Genomic DNA, 16,851 nt, shown 5'->3' with positions numbered 1-16,851 from the left:
TAAGACATACCAAACAGGCGTGCCAATTACCCAAATTCTTTAAAAATATTTGTGTGGCATTAGGGGACTGGGGGCTGGGGGCTGAGGACGGGGGGCTGGGGACTGGGCAATTTATTTAATACCCAATCCCCGATAGCCCAATCCCCGATACCCAATACCCAATACCTAATCTCCTGCATGGTAGGAACTGCGAACCAGAGGCCCAGAACGGACGTGGCTGAATCCCATCTTCCATGCTACGCTGCCGAGATGATCAAATTCTTCTGGAGTCCAGTATTTTTGGACTGGCAAATGTTCTAAGGAAGGACGCATATATTGACCAATTGTCAAGCGATCGCACCCTACTGCCCTTAAATCTGCCATTGTTTCGGTGATTTCATCGATAGTTTCGCCGTGTCCCAGCATCAAACCAGATTTGGTAGGGATGGAGGAATCTATTTCTTTAACAACAGAAAGTACCTGTAGCGAGCGATCATACTTCGCTCCCCGGCGCACTGGCCCAGTTAAACGTCTTACTGTTTCAATATTGTGGTTAAAACAAGCTGGCTTTGTGTTTACAATCATGGCTATTCGCTGACGTTGACCTTCTGCCCCAGATCCCACACCACCCCAAAAATCTGGTGTTAGCACTTCAATTTGAATTTCATTGTTCAACTGACGGATAGCCTCCATCGTTTGCACAAAATGGCCTGCACCCTGATCCGCTAAGTCATCACGGGCTACAGAAGTCAGCACCACATAACGTAACCCTAAAAGCTGCACCGCTTCAGCTATCTTTTTTGGTTCCTCTAGGTCAAGTGGCATTGGTGCATGACCTTTATCTACTTGGCAAAAAGCACAAGAGCGTGTGCAGGTTGGGCCCATCAGTAAAAAAGTTGCAGTTTTTTGGGCATAGCACTCCCCCCGGTTGGGGCAGCGTCCTTCTTCGCAAATTGTATGAATTTGGCGCTGCTTAATAATGCGTTGCACGGTGGAGATTTCACTGGCTTTGCCAATAGAGCGACGTAACCAGCTTGGCATTGCCATAATTTCCGACTTAAGTTGAGCTTGTTGTGAAGAAGTCATAGACATCCAAGCAGATCCAAAAGTACTATGGGGCGAGTTTCTTCTAGCTTGAAAGAGTGCTGAGTGCTGAGTACTGAGTGCTGAGAATCATTTCTCCCCTGCCCTCTTGTTCCCCAGTCCCCAATCCCTAGTCCCTTTTTCATTGGGACTGCCTTAGAGCAAGGTTCAAGCCTTAAATATGACCATGACATAAATTGACCAGAATACAATTACAAGTTGTTTAAAATACTTTCAGCATCATCACTTATACCGGAATATACTCTCCCCCAATCAAGAAAAATTTTGAGTATAGTGGGAGAATTCTCAAAGTCAATCGGCGCAAACGCCATCTAAACCTATAGTTTCTGTTAGAGTAATCAGTCGTGGCAAGTAACAAAATTTTAGTTATCGATGACACTACAGTTGTCAGGGTAAAAGTACGAGAAATGTTGCCTCCGGGTAATTTTGAGGTCATAGAAGCAAAAGACGGTCTGGAAGGACTGAATTTTATCCTTCAGGAAAAACTCAGCTTGATCATGTTGGATTTTATATTGCCTAAAATGAGTGGTTGGGAAGTTTTCCAGCAACTTCAAGCCCAACCGGAGTTAAGGAAGATTCCTTTAGTCATCATGTCTGGCCGTAAGGAAGAGGTAACTGAGAAAATTCCAGAACCTTTTGAATATTTTGAATTTCTCGGCAAGCCTTTTGATCAAAAGCAACTCATTGGTGCGATTAAGTCAGCAATGGCAAAGGCTAAACAGACACGTCCAGAACCAGTTTTGGTAGGAGCAGGGGTTACCGCTAAAAATGGCACAGCCTCAGTCCCTAATAACAGCAATAGCTCAGTAGCAACCTCTAGCGTCAGTAATAACACAGTCCAAGCCCCTACTGTTGAGGCGGCTTCTTCCACGGAAATTGAAGTTCTAAATGAAAAAATTATCAAGATGCAAGCCGAAATTGAAAGCTTGAAAAAACAGTTAACACAGGTTGTGACCTTTATCAAACAGAAAATTAAATAGTATTGCTGCTTATCATATATTTTGGCTACCAAGCATTCCCTGCTCCGAAAATGGTCATTTGATCGCAAGCAGGTAAAATGGTTAGTTTAAAAAACTTAAAACAGGAAAAAATAATAGCGGTAGTTTGCGCCTCTAGATTTATAAAGGGAATTACCTTGCTCGTTGGCAGTATGGAGATATAGCACAATGCGAATCGCCCTTGCGCCGCGCTCCGCGCAATCGCGCTTTGAGAACGGAAAAATGTTCTTTTAAGCTACTAAAGCAGGAAGACAAGTTTTTCCCACACTTTTATACCCATACATTAGCCTGCTCTTTTCAGTGGACTCAGATCCACATACCTGAGAATTGAGACAAGCTAAGATTACTCAACTCATATACCGGCTAACACAAAAGCAGCCTTAAACCCACTAAACCTGTCAGTATGCACTCTTGAATCTAAGGGTAATGACAGGCTTTTTTATTTGGGCTGCTTGCCAATTTGCTCCTAAACGTGACTAGCAATCTACACATGGAAAGAAGCCCAATAAATTATTAAACACAGCAACTTTTACTGTTAAAACTTCAGATTACCATTTTTCTACTTATATATAAGCGTAATGTGGCAATTACGAAATAGATAATAGGTAATTAGAATTTTCTAGCACTTATTACCTATTATCTATTACTAAGTTATAAACCTTCTGGATGCTCAGTGTTAACCGCACTTGCCTGAGTACTAACAACCGTTGCTGCTTGTAATATGGCAGTATTAGCAACTGAATTATTAGCTAGGGTAAACAGCGGATTTGATAAAATCCCTGCTATAGATGTGGCGATTAAAGTTACTATTAGCCCTACCTGCAAAGGTCTAAACCCAGGTAAATTCCAACGCACTGCGGGATAATTCTTCACCACGTCAGACATTTCTTGGGGTTCTTTGACTACCATCATTTTGACTACACGAATGTAGTAGTAAATGGAGACAACAGTAGTAACTAAGCCCAACAAGACTAATCCATAAAGACCTGCTTGCCAACCAGCCCAGAACAAGTAAATTTTGCCAAAAAAGCCAGCTAGTGGTGGAATACCGCCCAAGGAGAGCAGGGAGATACTCAAGCCCAATGTCAAAAGTGGGTCTTTTTGATACAAGCCAGAGTATTCAGCAATCTGGTCGGTTCCTGTCCGCAGGGAGAACAGAATGATGCAGGTAAAGCCGCACAGGTTCATGAACAGGTAGACCAGCAGATAGAATATCATACTGGCATACCCAGCTTCGGTACCAGCAATTAAGCCAATCATCACAAACCCTGCTTGGGCAATGGATGAATAAGCTAGCATCCGTTTCATGCTGGTTTGCGCTAGAGCAACTACGTTACCCAACACCATGCTGAGAACAGCAAGGGCGGTGAAAACAAATTTCCACTCGTTGGCAACGAGGGGGAAGGCTGTTGTCAGTAAGCGGATAGCTAGGGCAAATCCAGCTGCTTTGGAACCCACAGACAAAAAGGCAATTACTGGGGTGGGAGCGCCTTCATAAACGTCTGGCGTCCATTGGTGGAAGGGCGCAGCGGAGATTTTGAAGCCAATACCTGCAATCACAAAAACGAGGGCAATCACTAAACCTAAAGATTGACCAAGGTTAGCATTAGCAATGCCGTTGGCGATCGCACCCAGTTCTGTTTGTCCACCTGAGAGACCATAGAGCAGCGACACGCCATACAAAAATACTGCTGTACTCGAAGCTCCAATCAACAGGTATTTCAGCGCTGCTTCATTAGAGCGGGGGTCACGCTTGGTATAACCTGTTAGCAAGTAAGAGGAAATACTTAGGGTTTCTAGTGAGATGAAAATCATCACTAACTCACTAGCCCCGGATAAAAACATTCCCCCTAAGGTAGCTGTTAGCAAAATCGCAATGAATTCTGCTAAAGCGGTTCCACTCTGCTCAACGTAGCGAATGGACATCAATATAGTGACAACGGCAGACAAGGCGATGATACCGCGAAAGACGATACTGAGGTCGTCACTATTAAACTCACCGCTAAAGGAGATGGGATTGGTAGCATCCCATTGAAAATACAGGGCGACAATCGAAGTCAGTAAACCTGCGATCGCTAGATATCCAATCCAGCGTGAGGATGTACGCCCCAAAATCAAATCAACTATCAAAACCCCCAAGAGGGTGAGAATTACAATCCCCTCTGGCAAAATCGTTCCAGCATTTAACTGGGATGCAAGATTAGCAAAATCCATGAGTTGTATAGGTTTTGGCGATTAGACATCAAGGCTAACTTTGTTCATTCTATCTATTGTTATGAACTAAAGTTGCATAAACCTTTTTGTCTGATTGCATAGACTCGCCTGGATTTAGACCTGCTTGTCAAAGATTAGCCTTCTTGTCACCAGACAAAGCTTCTTTCTCTAGAAGCAAATTAAATTATATTTAAATTTAATTAAGGCGTTGCTGATTAGTGGGATGATTTTTGCCTCACGCAGAGACGCACAGAGAAGTTGCGGTGCGGTGAGTCCAGCATTGCGAGAGGGTTTCCCCGCCCTTGCAAACTTCTCCTGTCAAAGACGCTGCCCGTAGCTTGCTTCCCCGTAGGGGTACGGTGGGCGCGGAGAATAAGAGTTTGAGAGATCGAATTTTTAATTTTCATCCTCATATTCAGCAATGCCAAATTTTATAGTTGGTATCTTATCAAACAAAGTTCTTATACCCAACACAACAGAAATTAGCTGAAAAATAAGCAGTTCAATAGATAGCTGAACTGCTTATATATAAACAAGCAATTCAGTGAACTACTGAATCTGCTGATTTTGGGATAATTTTTGTTTAGCAAGTGCTTGTTATAGCTTTGCCTTTGTGAATAGCCTCAAGACTTAATAACGTCGTGAGTATCCACTGGCATTTCTTTCCCAGTTGCCACCGCCAGAGCGAGTACTTTTCTCCTCCCGTGGTCTAGCTTTGTTAACTTTCATTACACGACCCATCCATTCGGCACCATCTAGAGCTTGAATAGCTGCATCTTCTGCGGCGGCTGATTCCATTTCTACGAAACCAAAGCCCCGTGCGCGGCCAGTTTCCCGATCTGTCGGTAATTGAACTCGCTTTACAGCACCGTACTCAGAAAATACCTTACTGAGGTCGTCTTGTGTGACGCTGTAGGATAGGTTCCCTACGTAAATAGACATGAAACTCTCCAGAATCCATTGATGCAGAGATGCTTATCCGGAGAGCCGCTTGCAATTATGACTAAAAACAAGATCTGTATCACCGAATTTAACTTCTCCAATTTTATGCTAACACAACTTTTATCTCGTGCAGCGATAAATCTTATCCATTGGTCATAATGTATGCTATAATACGAAAATTTTGATTATCCTTATTAGTAGTTTGATTTATTAGTGAGTATCAAATTAAGGATTTAGGTTTGTATAGCAAATTCCTCTGGAGCGATTCCCCAATTTACCCAGCAAATTGCCTCATGCGCTGATCTGATTTCAGGTGGAACTCGCAAGGTGTGTATGAATCCAGTACTGGGACAAGTCATTTTTAATAAGTAAATTGGCTCTTCATCAACGTCAGTATCAATTTTTAGTAGGGTATATTCTGCCCAGGTATCTAATTCAATTGCTTGTAATTCTTCGCAGATTCGGGCATAACCAATTCCTTGAATTAATACTCGCCGCAGTTCGGCATTTCCTTCTGTTAATAGCCATGTAGCTTGCCATTGCTGCGGGTGGAGTTTACCGTATTTTTCAGGTAAGGTTACACCGTGATAGGAGTAGAGGCTAAATCCATCGGCATATTCTATTGCAGGTTCGCCTTCTGCGTGGAGACGATTTTGATTATCGAAGCGGATATGAAGCGGGCGATCGCATACAATGCAAATGTCATCATAAGCAAATAACCAACCACATTCTTGAATTAGTGATTGAAATACCTGCCATTCCTGTTGAGGATGAATAAGGTTGAGAATAGAGATACACAAATCAAATCCAGCCATCCGATGAACGTAATTTTCGGGTTTAAAGCATTCATTAAGTTGAATTTCAATCCACCACGAATAATCCTCTAGTTGCTCGTCTACTTGGCTGCTAAATTTGTCAAGTAAGCTGTTAAATATTTCATGATTGAACGGATCATCTGCTACATAATATAAAAAGCTCTTTAATTGACTAAATACTTGTTTCCCAAACTGTTGCCTTAATTGACTCGAAAGTTCTTGAAAGAAATGAGCCGGAAATAAGCTTCCTAAACCATTCGGTTCATTCAGGTAACTTTTTATAAATTGAGGGGACAATCGTTTTAACATCCAGTTGCAAGCTGTATATGGACTATCCTGAAATAGTATTTCAGGCTGTTCATAGTCAATTGCAGCGTATGCAGCTTTGACTGCTTCCGCAGCCTTATATCGATCAATTCGCTCAGTTGAAAGCGCAATCTTCCGCCACTTATCCCAATAAACTGGTATCAAAGCTTCTTGCTCAGGCGTGAGTTTTTCAATCATTTTCTCTTCCAAATATTCGATGAATATTTGTAATTCCAGTCATAAGGAGGACGTTTTCTTATAGTTAATACATCAACAATGTTATCTATTTCAAAAATAGCATAGACAATTTGCTAATTGTCTAGCCGCAGTCGCCATAACTCAGATTCAAAATTAGGTAAATCTAGCATTTTGCTGTTAGTAGGACAATGATTACCAGGTAATTCACGAATTGCCTATCTTATACTATTCCTTCGTCAATATGCACTAAATATTTATACACGAACCGCCAAGAACGCCAAAGAAGAGAGAGGTACTAATTTAGTGCAACTTTCAAATTTATAGAGAATTCTTATTACCTGCTGTTTTATATTACCTGGAAGATTTTTGATTGATTGGAATGTATCGGGGCAAAACAAAATTTATCCTATAAATCAGCAACACCAAAATAACTTTTTAATCTGCGACATATCGCCAACCTTCAGGCTCGTATTCTCTTTGTATTTTCACCATCCAATGACCTTGGGGAATGGCAACTGCCTGATGCTCCTCATGGGCAAGCAAAGCGTTCTCTGAAAACACACGCAGATAAAGAGTGCTATTTTTTGAGTATAATTCTGCTTTGCCCTCAGTAATGCGATGTTTGTGCCCAGTTACTTCCCCTTCTGCTAAGGTCAAATGAGGTATTGTTTATCCTTCGACTTGCTGTACAGGTAGTAGAATGACATCACCTTGACGGATTGGTTGCACAGTTTTGCCTCCCAGAGATAGGTACAAACTCCACTTCGCTTTTGCTCTCAAGTTTGATTTAATTTTGACACAACCTTTGTGGGATAGGGGAATCAGCAAAATCAGAAGCATGAGGAGGAACAACCAGATCAGGAAAATGAAAAACTCCACCATCGATCAGAGTTTTTGGGCATGGGGCATGGAGAAGAAGTTATCAATGCCCTATGCCCCAAGCGGCAAAGCCGCTTTTGATGAAAGGAAATGATCATTTTCCCTGTGCTTGCTTATCTCCCTCCACAATAAAGAAGTTAAGGTAAAGTATCTGTGTATTACACTTGCGGGGTATTTTGAAAACTGTAGTCGCCAAATTTGCCTGAGATAAGTTAAAGATTGAATAAGCTGGAAATTCACGCCCAGCATTTTCCTAGATTACTATCTGGAAAGGACTGCGCCCAAAATTTAGCAGATTTTTACCCTAGCGGGCAGTTTGTGTGAGGATGAAATCACATCTCTCAGCGTGACGTTTTCTCTTGACATCTCGCCGAAATTGTCTCAACTTGACTGTTTAGCTTCGCAGCTATTCTTTTTTTTGAAATTTCCATGTCAACCCTCGTCATCGTCGAATCTCCGACCAAAGCTCGTACCATTCGCAACTACCTACCATCAGGCTATCGGGTGGAAGCGTCTATGGGTCATGTGCGTGACCTACCTCAGTCGGCTAGCGAAATTCCCGCTGCTGTCAAAGCGGAAAAATGGGCGCAGCTTGGGGTAAATATAGACGCTGACTTTGAACCGGTGTATGTTGTCCCCAAAGATAAAAAGAAAGTTGTCACCCAGCTCAAAGATGCCCTTAAAGAGGCAGATGAGTTAATTCTGGCAACGGACGAAGACCGGGAAGGTGAAAGCATTAGTTGGCATTTATACCAATTGCTTAAGCCAAAAGTGCCAACTAAGCGGATGGTGTTTCACGAAATTACCCAAGATGCCATCAAAAAAGCTTTAAAAAACTGCCGTAATATTGATGAGCAGTTGGTTCGCGCCCAAGAAACGCGGCGGATTTTGGATCGACTGGTAGGGTATACCCTGTCTCCCTTGCTGTGGAAAAAAATTGCTTGGGGACTATCCGCTGGACGCGTACAATCTGTAGCTGTAAGGCTTTTGGTTACCAAAGAACGCCAACGTCGCGCCTTCCATGAAGGCACATATTGGGATTTAAAAGCTTACCTAGAGCAGAAAAAAGCTCCTTTTACTGCCCAGTTGGTGACATTGGGAGGAACCAAAATAGCCAATGGCAGCGACTTTGACCCAGCAACCGGACAAATTGCTGCTGGTCGTAATGTCGTGTTGCTCAAGGAAGAGGATGCACTAGCCCTCAAGGAACGCTTAACTGGTAAAACTTGGAGTGTCGCAGATGTTGAAGAACGCCCTGTGACGCGTAAACCAGCACCACCATTTACAACCTCGACGCTGCAACAAGAATCTAACCGGAAACTGCGCCTTTCAGCACGAGACACGATGCGGATTGCCCAGAATTTGTACGAGCAAGGGTATATTACCTATATGCGAACAGATTCGGTGCATTTGTCAGATCAGGCGATCGCTGCTGCTCGTAGCTGTGTAGAAAATCTTTACGGCAAACAATATCTCAGCCCTCAACCCAGGCAATACACCACCAAATCCAAAGGCGCACAAGAAGCACACGAAGCCATTCGTCCGGCGGGTAGCACCTTCCGCACTCCCCAAGAAACTGGTTTAAGCGGTCGGGAACTAGCTGTTTACGACTTAATTTGGAAGCGCACCGTCGCCTGCCAAATGGCTGACTCCCGCCAAACTCAAATTACCGTACAGTTGCAAGTAGAAGACGCTGGGTTTCGTGCTTCTGGTAAGCGAATTGATTTTCCTGGATACCTACGTGCCTATGTCGAAGGTTCCGATGATCCCGAAGCCGCATTAGAAGACCAGGAAGTAATCTTACCTAGTCTAAAAGTGGGAGACCATCCAGATTGTAAAGACATAGAGGCGATCAATCACGAAACTCAACCGCCAGCTAGATACACCGAAGCTACCTTAGTAAAAACTTTAGAAAGTGAAGGCATCGGTCGTCCTAGTACCTACGCCAGCATCATTGGCACGATCATTGATAAAGGTTACGCTCAATTAGTGAGTAACGCCCTGATCCCTACCTTCACAGCTTTTGCTGTCACCGACCTTCTGGAAAAACATTTCCCCGATGTTGTCGATCTCAGTTTTACTTCCAAGATGGAACAAACCTTGGATGACATTGCTACCGGTGAAGCAAAGTGGTTACCTTACTTACGGGAATTTTATTTGGGAGACAAAGGTTTAGAAACCTTAGTTAAGGAACGAGAAAATCAAATTGATGCCAATAAAGCCAGGACGGTAGAACTAGAAAATTTAGCTGCCAAAGTCCGGATTGGTAAATATGGCCCTTACATCGAAGTCGAAAACGGCAACGGTGTTGTTACTGCTTCAATTCCCAAAGACTTAACTCCAGCCGACCTTGACCCCAAACAAGTTGAGGTACTACTGCGGCAAAAAACCACAGGGCCTGACCAACTCGGTCGCCATCCCGAAACTGGCGAGCCAATTTACGTGAAAATTGGAGCTTATGGCCCCTACGTCCAATTGGGCGACAAAACTGACGAAAATCCCAAACCCAAACAAGCTTCTTTACCTAAAGGTGTCACACCAGAAAACGTCACTCTAGATGTGGCAGTTGGTCTTTTAGCATTACCCCGGACATTAGGAGTTCATCCTGTCACTGGTGGTAAAATTCAAGCCAGTTTGGGACGCTTTGGCCCTTATGTCGTTCATGACCAAGGTAAAGACGGGAAAGACTACCGCTCCCTGAAAGCTGCTGATAATGTCTTAACAATTTCTTTAGAACGTGCGTTGGAGTTACTATCTGAACCGAAAAAGGGACGCAGCTCCACCAATAGCAAATCCAAGGCAGCCTTACGGGAATTAGGTACACATCCAGAGGACGGTACACCAGTCAATATCTACGATGGCCCTTACGGGCCTTACATCAAGAACGGCAAAACCAATGTCGGTATTCCCGAAGGCGAATCAGTGGAGAATGTCACATTAGCTACAGCGATTAAGTTGTTGGCAAGCAAAGCATCTTCAGCGAAATCTACTCGCAAGTCCAGTAAGTCAACAAGTTCAAGCTCTAAATCTAAGTCAACTTCTAAGTCAGCTTCCAAGACTTCTACAACTACTAGTAAAAAAAATGACGCAAAAGCCTAATTAAAGACGATTAACTGATGGCTGATAACTGAGTTGATACAATGCAGCCCTGTCGCTTACGAATGTGATACTCTAAAAAGTAAGGGAGATCACAATATGAATTTTAGAAGTGACTCATACCCGAAATTCAAGAGTGTGTATCAGCCCGGTTAAATGCCAGAGGTGCGGAAATACGCCAGTTTCTGCGTAGCTGTTAATCAAAATTGAGGTAGTATCTCAGGAGCAGTCAGTTCAATGGACTATATAGAAAAGGTACTGGAAAAGCTTAAGGAATTGGCGCGCAAGCTGATTGAAGCCCTGCTGGGGCCAGAGGCTGAGGCGGAACCGGAACTGGTTCCGATTCCTATAGATGAGCGATCGCGCCGTCGTTAGTAGCTCGAAGGTGCCGAACTTGACGTTGCAACCTTTAAGTATTTTAGTACTGCATGGCCCAAACCTGAATTTACTAGGACAGCGAGAACCGGGAATTTACGGTTCATTAACTCTGGCTGAAATTAATCACCTGTTAGCAGCAGAAGGACTAAAGCTACAGGTGGAAATTTTTGCCGTGCAGTCAAATCATGAAGGAGTTTTGGTAGATACTATTCATGAAGCATTAGGAAAACATCAGGGAATTTTAATTAATGCTGGGGCGTACACCCATACAAGTGTGGCGTTGCGGGATGCGCTTTCTGGTGTTAATTTACCCACGGTGGAAGTACATTTGAGTAACATCTACCGTCGGGAAGATTTCCGTCACCATTCTTATATAGCTGCCATCGCTATTGGGCAAATTAGTGGTTTTGGCGTCCAAAGTTATTTGCTGGGCTTACAAGCATTAGTGCATCATTTGAGAAAGGATAAAGTATGAAGTATAAGGTTTTTAGCCTTTAGCCTTCATCCTTTGTCATTTATTTATGCGCTATCCTCTTGTGAGTCGATTTCAAGGCACTTTATTAGGAGCATTGCTTGGGGAAAGATTAGTTTTTGGTAGTGACCAACAGGCTCAGAATGGCTATGACGTTGATAAAATAGCGGTTCTGGGTGCTGAAAGTTTGATTGCACTTGGCAAATTAGATTTAGATGATTGGCGATCGCGTCAACAACAAGCTTCTCCTCATTTAGCTGGAACTGAGACTAATTCGCCAAAAATCATACTTGCTACCCTACCAGTAGCACTGTTTTTTCATGAAAATACAATCAAACTGCGACAGAACTTGCTGCGTGTGTTAGATATCTGGGGAGATAACCCAGTAGTACGGGATGGAACGCTAGCAGTAGGCTATGCGATCGCTCAATCTCTCACAGAAAAACTCCACCCCCGAACTCTCATCGCAGAAACAATTGCCTTTATTGGAGAAACGCCGACATCTCTACCACAACAATTATTAAAAGTTAATACTTTGTTAGATCAGGGGGCGGGATTAGAAACAGCGCAAGCCGAGTTGAGTAGGCAAGACAAACTGAGTAGCGCTATTCCTATGGCATTTTACTGCTTTCTCAGTACCTTGGAAGACTACCGCTTGTCAGTTTTACGGGCAACTCACGGCGATGTCTGGCGGCAAGACCACTGGCATTTACACTCACAAGTTATAAGTGCAATTACTGGAGCTTTATCAGGGTCGTATAATAGCATTGCGGGGATTCCCGTAACTTGGCAAGTCTTGCACTCGCAAGCAAATTCGCCAGCATTGAGACTGAGTAATTTTTCTCAAATGGTAGAATTAGCTGCTGCACTTGCCGCTGTGTGGTCGGGAGTGTATAATTTTACTCTACATCCAAGTAAGTTAACAAAAGAAGGATGTGTAATATCTGACGAACAGACTTCGCTTTGTGTCTACGGTTCTCCTCGCGTCATTCGGTCGCGTTAATGCTATTTCCACTGAGCAATTTTGTAGGTGCAAAACAAACATTTAATTTCAATAATCCAGCCAATCGCCACAAAATTTAGTAATTGTTTATACTGAAATTCCCGAAGCAACTTTTAACCTGAATCGTAAGTAAGTATTGTGGGAAATCGGCTACAACTAGATCACACATTTAAAACTCTGAGGGACTTCGGTTGCTCTTGCTTGGGATATTGTGATGTTTGCCTTGTTTTGAGGTATGAAAGTAAGCAACTGTAGCCAGAGGTAATGAAACAGCAGCGATTTTTTAAGTCTTTGGCCCAGCAATTAACTCACTGGCGGCGGCGGTACAAAGTAATTCGTCGCAAAGGGCAATTGCTGAGGTCTGTGAGCAGCCAAAGCAGCAAAAGCCATTATGGAAGACTTCAAAGGGCTGTTCTCAATCACATACTTGTGTATGTATCAAAAACCAATGACAAAGGCGGACACCAAAAACAAGGAATAGCGCTCAGCTCAATGGCAAAATCGGTTAAAAATCAGAAACAGATGAATGCAATCGGTTTAGGCTGGGTGTATGAAAAGCGTTCCTCCGTTATTTTGGCGATCGCAGTCGTATCTCTTACAGGTGTGATTGGAGATAAGTTATACAACCAACCTATGCTAAAAGTGGGGGCTGTTGCGCCACAGACTATAAAAGCCCCTTATACAGCTAGCATCGAAGATCAGAAAAAAACAGAAGCCCAACGCAAAGCTGCCAGTAAAAACTCCCTACCAATGCTAATGGTTGATGTGCAAATCAATGAACACATCGAGCAAAACTTGCGACAACTTCTAGATGAGGGCGACGAAATTCGCGCTATTGCTGGGCCTTTTCCATTTTTTGATACTTTAATTCTATCTGTCTCTAGCCAGCATTACCTACGGGCTTGTACTGAGACGGAATGGCAAAATTTACTAGTAGTTTTAGACAAGACTAAAAAACAAAAGCTAGGAACTTTGCTCCCAACGCACAAGAGCAGTTTTAGGAGGGAGCAAAGAGTCGCAAAACAATACGCACCTGCTCAGGCACACCAGCTACCATCCACATTCCTCCAATCTGGTTTTCACAGCACGGGGCTGGCTCTTTCAGGCTGGGAAGGTATCAACACACCTGTCCTCCAGCCCTGGAATCTGTCTATACAACAGCCTGCTGAAAAGGCAGAACCTGTTACTGTTTCCCCGACAATCGACTTTGTTCAAGCACTGGCGGAACTAGAAACTTACCGGATCACAACTTCCGAACAAAACTTGTCTTCACTCATTGCCCGCATCTTCCAAGCACGCCAAAAATATGCTAAAGCCAAGGCCAAACTTTTGCAACTAGAGGCTGCTAGATCAGAAACGGTATACGAAGACACGATCCTATTAGGCTTATCAGATGTGGATTGGGCAAGAACCCAAACAGGAATCCGCCAAAGCGCCGCGCGCATAATCACCCAAGGTATCCCATACGGACTACCACCAAATCTTTTACATGATGCGGTCAGTTTACAAGTGCGTACATTAGTAACACAAGACGCCGAACCTTTGGCTATCAAAGTGTTGTTGGCTGTACTGCAACCAAATCTGAAAAAAGATGAAGAACAAACGAAACAAAAGGCACAACAAGCCGCAGATGGGGTGCCGCCAGCGATGGTCGAGGTGCAACAGGGTCAGGTGATTGTTGCCAAGGGAGAGATGATTACTCCGTGGAACTTTGAGGTACTGGAGCAGTATCACCTAAATCGCCGTGAGATTAACTGGCCGAATTTGGTTAAACTGGCAGGCATTGTCACCACAGCAATTGGCATTTATGTCTTTGTAGAACGGCGGATTAAGATTCAATTACGCCAACGCGATCGCCTGTTAGTATTGCTACTTACCCTGAGTACGCCTGGGATGCTAACCATTGGAGTGCTACATACCACCTGGAGTGCCGTTGGTTTATTGTTGGGTAGCTTCTACGGGCCTACTTTGGGTTTAACAGTTGTAGGGCTTTTGTTGTTAGTGCTACCTATTAGCTTGGAAATCAGTAAGATTACCGTGTTGACTGGTGCAGTAGGGGGAATAGTAGGTAGTTGTATAGCAAAACGACTGCGATCGCGTGAGGAGCTAGCATTATTGGGACTTGCTATTGCTTCTACTCAAGGTGGGGTTTACCTGATACTCTCATTTATCGTCGGTACAGCATTTGGTTCAGCCTGGTATATCGTACTACAGGAAGCAGGATTATTTGCTTTATCAGGATTAGCGTGGAGTATTGTAGCGTTGGGCTTAAGTCCTTATCTGGAAAAACTTTTTGATTTAGTCACCCCGATTCGTTTAGCAGAACTGGCGAATCCTAACCGCCCCTTATTAAAACGACTCGCTACAGAAACTCCCGGAACTTTTCAGCATACGTTATTTGTGGCGACTCTTGCAGAAGCTGCTGCCAAACGACTAGGATGTGATGTCGAACTAGTCAGAGCTGGCACGCTATATCACGACATCGGTAAAATGCACGATCCCCTTGGCTTTATTGAAAATCAAATGGGGGGGCCAAATAAACATGATACAGAGATTAACAACCCTTGGAAGAGCGCGGAGATCATCAAAAAGCACGTCAGTGAAGGCTTGGTGATGGCGCGTAAACATCTTTTGCCTACAGCAATTCAAGCTTTCATTCCAGAGCATCAGGGAACAATGCTGATTGCTTATTTCTATCACCAAGCGCAGCAAATGGCGCAGGCAGATCCTAGTTTAAAAGTAGATGAGGCAGATTTTCGTTACGATGGCCCAATTCCCCAGTCGCGGGAAACAGGAATCTTGATGCTGGCAGATTCCTGTGAAGCGGCGCTGCGTACACTCAAAGACGCCACAACAGAACAAGCTTTAACAATGGTTAATAATATTCTCCGTGCCCGCTGGCAAGACGATCAATTGATAGATTCAGGGTTAACGCGGGACGAAATCTCCGAAATTGCTCAAATATTCGTGCAAGTTTGGCAGCAATTTCATCACAAACGCATTGCTTATCCCAAGTTAAAAGCTAGCAACGAGACATTCGCTAAGGGATAAGATTGGGGACTGGGAACTGGAAGGAGAAATAATTCAATTTACAGAAAAACTTACACAGCCTGTTGAATTTATATTATATATCCTGTAGAATTTGCAATTTAATATGGCTCGTTTTCTGATTAGTACAATATCTGCTGTGGGGCATGTTAACCCTGCTTTGCCCATTGCTCGCAAGCTAGTGGAGCGCGGTCATGAAGTATGGTGGTATACTGGCACAGGCTTTCAATCTAAAGTAGAAGCAACTGGTGCCCGTCATATTCCTATTCGTAAAGCCATAGATTTATCTTCTACAAAAACTGTCCCTGAAGAGTTGATGGAAAAAAGAAACTCTTTGAAGGGGCTGGAACAATTTAAGTTTGACCTCAAGAAATTTTTTATTGACCCTGGTGTAGCGCAGTTAGAAGAGCTTAGTGAGATTCTGCAACAGTTTCCAGCAGATGTTATTTTATCGGATTTATGCTTTGTAGGAGCCTCCTGGATTCACGAAAAAGGAGGCCCGCCTTGGGCAACTTTAAACATATCTGGATTAGCCATCAGTAGTAACAATACAGCTCCTTTTGGGTTGGGAATAGCGCCAGATACCTCAAAAATCGGGCTTTTACGTAATATTTTTTTAAACTGGATATTTCAGCGAATCCTATTGAACAATGTTACCCTCTACTTAGATCAAATTCGAGGTAGGGTAGGATTGCCGCCTGATTATAAATATTTTTTTGATGCTACATTGTCACCTTTTCTCTACTTACAAGGAACGGTGCCAGCATTTGAGTATCCTCGCAGTGACTTGCCACCCCAAGTGCATTTTATTGGGCCATTCTTACCAGATCCGCCCACTAATTTTACTCCTCCTGCTTGGTGGGATGACTTGAAAAGTGGTAAGCCAGTCATCCACGTTACTCAAGGTACAGTCTCCACCGCCGCAGATGATTTAATTATCCCCACAATTCAAGCACTTGCTGACGAAGATGTTTTGGTAGTGGTAACTACGGGTGGTGAACCAATCGATAGTTTGAAACTCGATTTAGTACCAGCAAATGTCAGGATAGAACCTTTTATCCCTCATTACCATCTTTTACCTTACGTCGATGTCATGGTAACAAACGGTGGTTACAACGGTGTACAAGTAGCGTTAGCGAATGGTGTGCCGATGGTTGCGGCAGGTCAAACAGAGGAGAAACCGGAAGTGTGTGCCCGAATCGAGTGGGCGGGAGTGGGTATTAACTTAAAAACCAAGACACCGACACCAGCCCAAATCAAAAATGCTGTGAACGAAATCCTAGCAGTATCCGAATATCGGCAAAAGGCTCAACTTTTGAAAGCTGATATTAGCCGTTACGATGCACCCACTCAAGCCGCTATCTTACTGGAAAAATTAGCAGCAACAAAAAAGCCAGTTTTGAGAATCGATAAGTAGAT

At 43.5% G+C, this 16,851-nt stretch carries 13 protein-coding genes; 7 read left to right on the top strand and 6 right to left on the bottom strand.

What is annotated here, in order from left to right; all coding sequences use genetic code 11:
* Nucleotides 1-165: 165 nt before the first annotated feature.
* A complete protein-coding gene (gene lipA / locus AC5JL8_RS05755) occupies nucleotides 166-1,065 on the bottom strand; it encodes a lipoyl synthase (protein WP_495878927.1) in 900 nt (299 codons plus the stop codon).
* Between the two features lie 362 nt (nucleotides 1,066-1,427).
* On the opposite strand from lipA, the gene AC5JL8_RS05750 reads away from it, so the two are divergent.
* A complete protein-coding gene (locus AC5JL8_RS05750; protein WP_495878819.1) occupies nucleotides 1,428-2,063 on the top strand; it encodes a response regulator in 636 nt (211 codons plus the stop codon).
* 669 nt (nucleotides 2,064-2,732) lie between these two features.
* Here the strand turns inward: AC5JL8_RS05750 and AC5JL8_RS05745 are convergent.
* The 5 genes from AC5JL8_RS05745 to AC5JL8_RS05725 form a co-directional block, all read right to left on the bottom strand.
* Nucleotides 2,733-4,295, bottom strand: coding sequence for an NAD(P)H-quinone oxidoreductase subunit N (locus AC5JL8_RS05745; protein WP_495878818.1), 1,563 nt, complete (start codon nucleotides 4,293-4,295; stop codon nucleotides 2,733-2,735).
* A 630-nt stretch (nucleotides 4,296-4,925) separates the two neighbouring features.
* A complete protein-coding gene (rbp, locus tag AC5JL8_RS05740; protein WP_495878817.1) occupies nucleotides 4,926-5,237 on the bottom strand; it encodes an RNA-binding regulator in 312 nt (103 codons plus the stop codon).
* Between the two features lie 233 nt (nucleotides 5,238-5,470).
* Complete coding sequence (locus tag AC5JL8_RS05735; protein ID WP_495878816.1) at nucleotides 5,471-6,556, bottom strand: DUF6745 domain-containing protein; 1,086 nt, start codon at nucleotides 6,554-6,556, stop codon at nucleotides 5,471-5,473.
* 435 nt (nucleotides 6,557-6,991) lie between these two features.
* Complete coding sequence (locus AC5JL8_RS05730) at nucleotides 6,992-7,213, bottom strand: DUF8820 family protein (protein WP_495878815.1); 222 nt, start codon at nucleotides 7,211-7,213, stop codon at nucleotides 6,992-6,994.
* Between the two features lie 12 nt (nucleotides 7,214-7,225).
* Nucleotides 7,226-7,396, bottom strand: coding sequence for a hypothetical protein (locus tag AC5JL8_RS05725; protein ID WP_495878814.1), 171 nt, complete (start codon nucleotides 7,394-7,396; stop codon nucleotides 7,226-7,228).
* Between the two features lie 468 nt (nucleotides 7,397-7,864).
* Here AC5JL8_RS05725 and topA point away from each other — a divergent pair, with 468 nt between their 5' ends.
* The 6 genes from topA (at nucleotide 7,865) to AC5JL8_RS05695 (ending at nucleotide 16,849) form a co-directional block, all read left to right on the top strand.
* Entirely contained in the window at nucleotides 7,865-10,534 is a 2,670-nt protein-coding gene (topA, locus tag AC5JL8_RS05720) for a type I DNA topoisomerase (RefSeq protein WP_495878813.1), read from the top strand.
* Nucleotides 10,535-10,768: 234 nt separating this feature from the next.
* On the top strand, nucleotides 10,769-10,906 hold the full coding sequence (locus AC5JL8_RS05715) for a hypothetical protein (protein WP_495878812.1): 138 nt from the start codon (nucleotides 10,769-10,771) through the stop codon (nucleotides 10,904-10,906).
* Complete coding sequence (gene aroQ, locus AC5JL8_RS05710) at nucleotides 10,884-11,384, top strand: type II 3-dehydroquinate dehydratase (RefSeq protein ID WP_495878811.1); 501 nt, start codon at nucleotides 10,884-10,886, stop codon at nucleotides 11,382-11,384. Before AC5JL8_RS05715 ends, aroQ begins: the two co-directional genes overlap by 23 nt.
* A gap of 46 nt (nucleotides 11,385-11,430) precedes the next feature.
* Complete coding sequence (locus AC5JL8_RS05705) at nucleotides 11,431-12,384, top strand: ADP-ribosylglycohydrolase family protein (RefSeq protein WP_495878810.1); 954 nt, start codon at nucleotides 11,431-11,433, stop codon at nucleotides 12,382-12,384.
* A 264-nt stretch (nucleotides 12,385-12,648) separates the two neighbouring features.
* Complete coding sequence (locus AC5JL8_RS05700) at nucleotides 12,649-15,435, top strand: HD family phosphohydrolase (protein ID WP_495878809.1); 2,787 nt, start codon at nucleotides 12,649-12,651, stop codon at nucleotides 15,433-15,435.
* A gap of 103 nt (nucleotides 15,436-15,538) precedes the next feature.
* Nucleotides 15,539-16,849, top strand: a complete 1,311-nt coding sequence (locus tag AC5JL8_RS05695) for a glycosyltransferase (protein WP_495878808.1) — start codon at nucleotides 15,539-15,541, stop codon at nucleotides 16,847-16,849.
* Nucleotides 16,850-16,851 lie beyond the last annotated feature (2 nt).

The organism is Mojavia sp. (assembly GCF_059505145.1).
The sequence above is the reverse complement of the archived record's forward strand: the minus strand, read 5'-3'. Positions and strand labels throughout refer to the sequence as shown.

Coding starts and splice junctions, on each gene's coding strand:
- lipA (WP_495878927.1), bottom strand. CDS start 1,065: ATGACTTCTTCACAACAAGCTCAACTTAAGTCGGAAATTATGGCAATG.
- AC5JL8_RS05745 (WP_495878818.1), bottom strand. CDS start 4,295: ATGGATTTTGCTAATCTTGCATCCCAGTTAAATGCTGGAACGATTTTG.
- rbp (WP_495878817.1), bottom strand. CDS start 5,237: ATGTCTATTTACGTAGGGAACCTATCCTACAGCGTCACACAAGACGAC.
- AC5JL8_RS05735 (WP_495878816.1), bottom strand. CDS start 6,556: ATGATTGAAAAACTCACGCCTGAGCAAGAAGCTTTGATACCAGTTTAT.
- AC5JL8_RS05725 (WP_495878814.1), bottom strand. CDS start 7,396: ATGCTTCTGATTTTGCTGATTCCCCTATCCCACAAAGGTTGTGTCAAA.
- topA (WP_495878813.1), top strand. CDS start 7,865: ATGTCAACCCTCGTCATCGTCGAATCTCCGACCAAAGCTCGTACCATT.
- AC5JL8_RS05715 (WP_495878812.1), top strand. CDS start 10,769: ATGGACTATATAGAAAAGGTACTGGAAAAGCTTAAGGAATTGGCGCGC.
- aroQ (WP_495878811.1), top strand. CDS start 10,884: ATGAGCGATCGCGCCGTCGTTAGTAGCTCGAAGGTGCCGAACTTGACG.
- AC5JL8_RS05705 (WP_495878810.1), top strand. CDS start 11,431: ATGCGCTATCCTCTTGTGAGTCGATTTCAAGGCACTTTATTAGGAGCA.
- AC5JL8_RS05700 (WP_495878809.1), top strand. CDS start 12,649: ATGAAACAGCAGCGATTTTTTAAGTCTTTGGCCCAGCAATTAACTCAC.
- AC5JL8_RS05695 (WP_495878808.1), top strand. CDS start 15,539: ATGGCTCGTTTTCTGATTAGTACAATATCTGCTGTGGGGCATGTTAAC.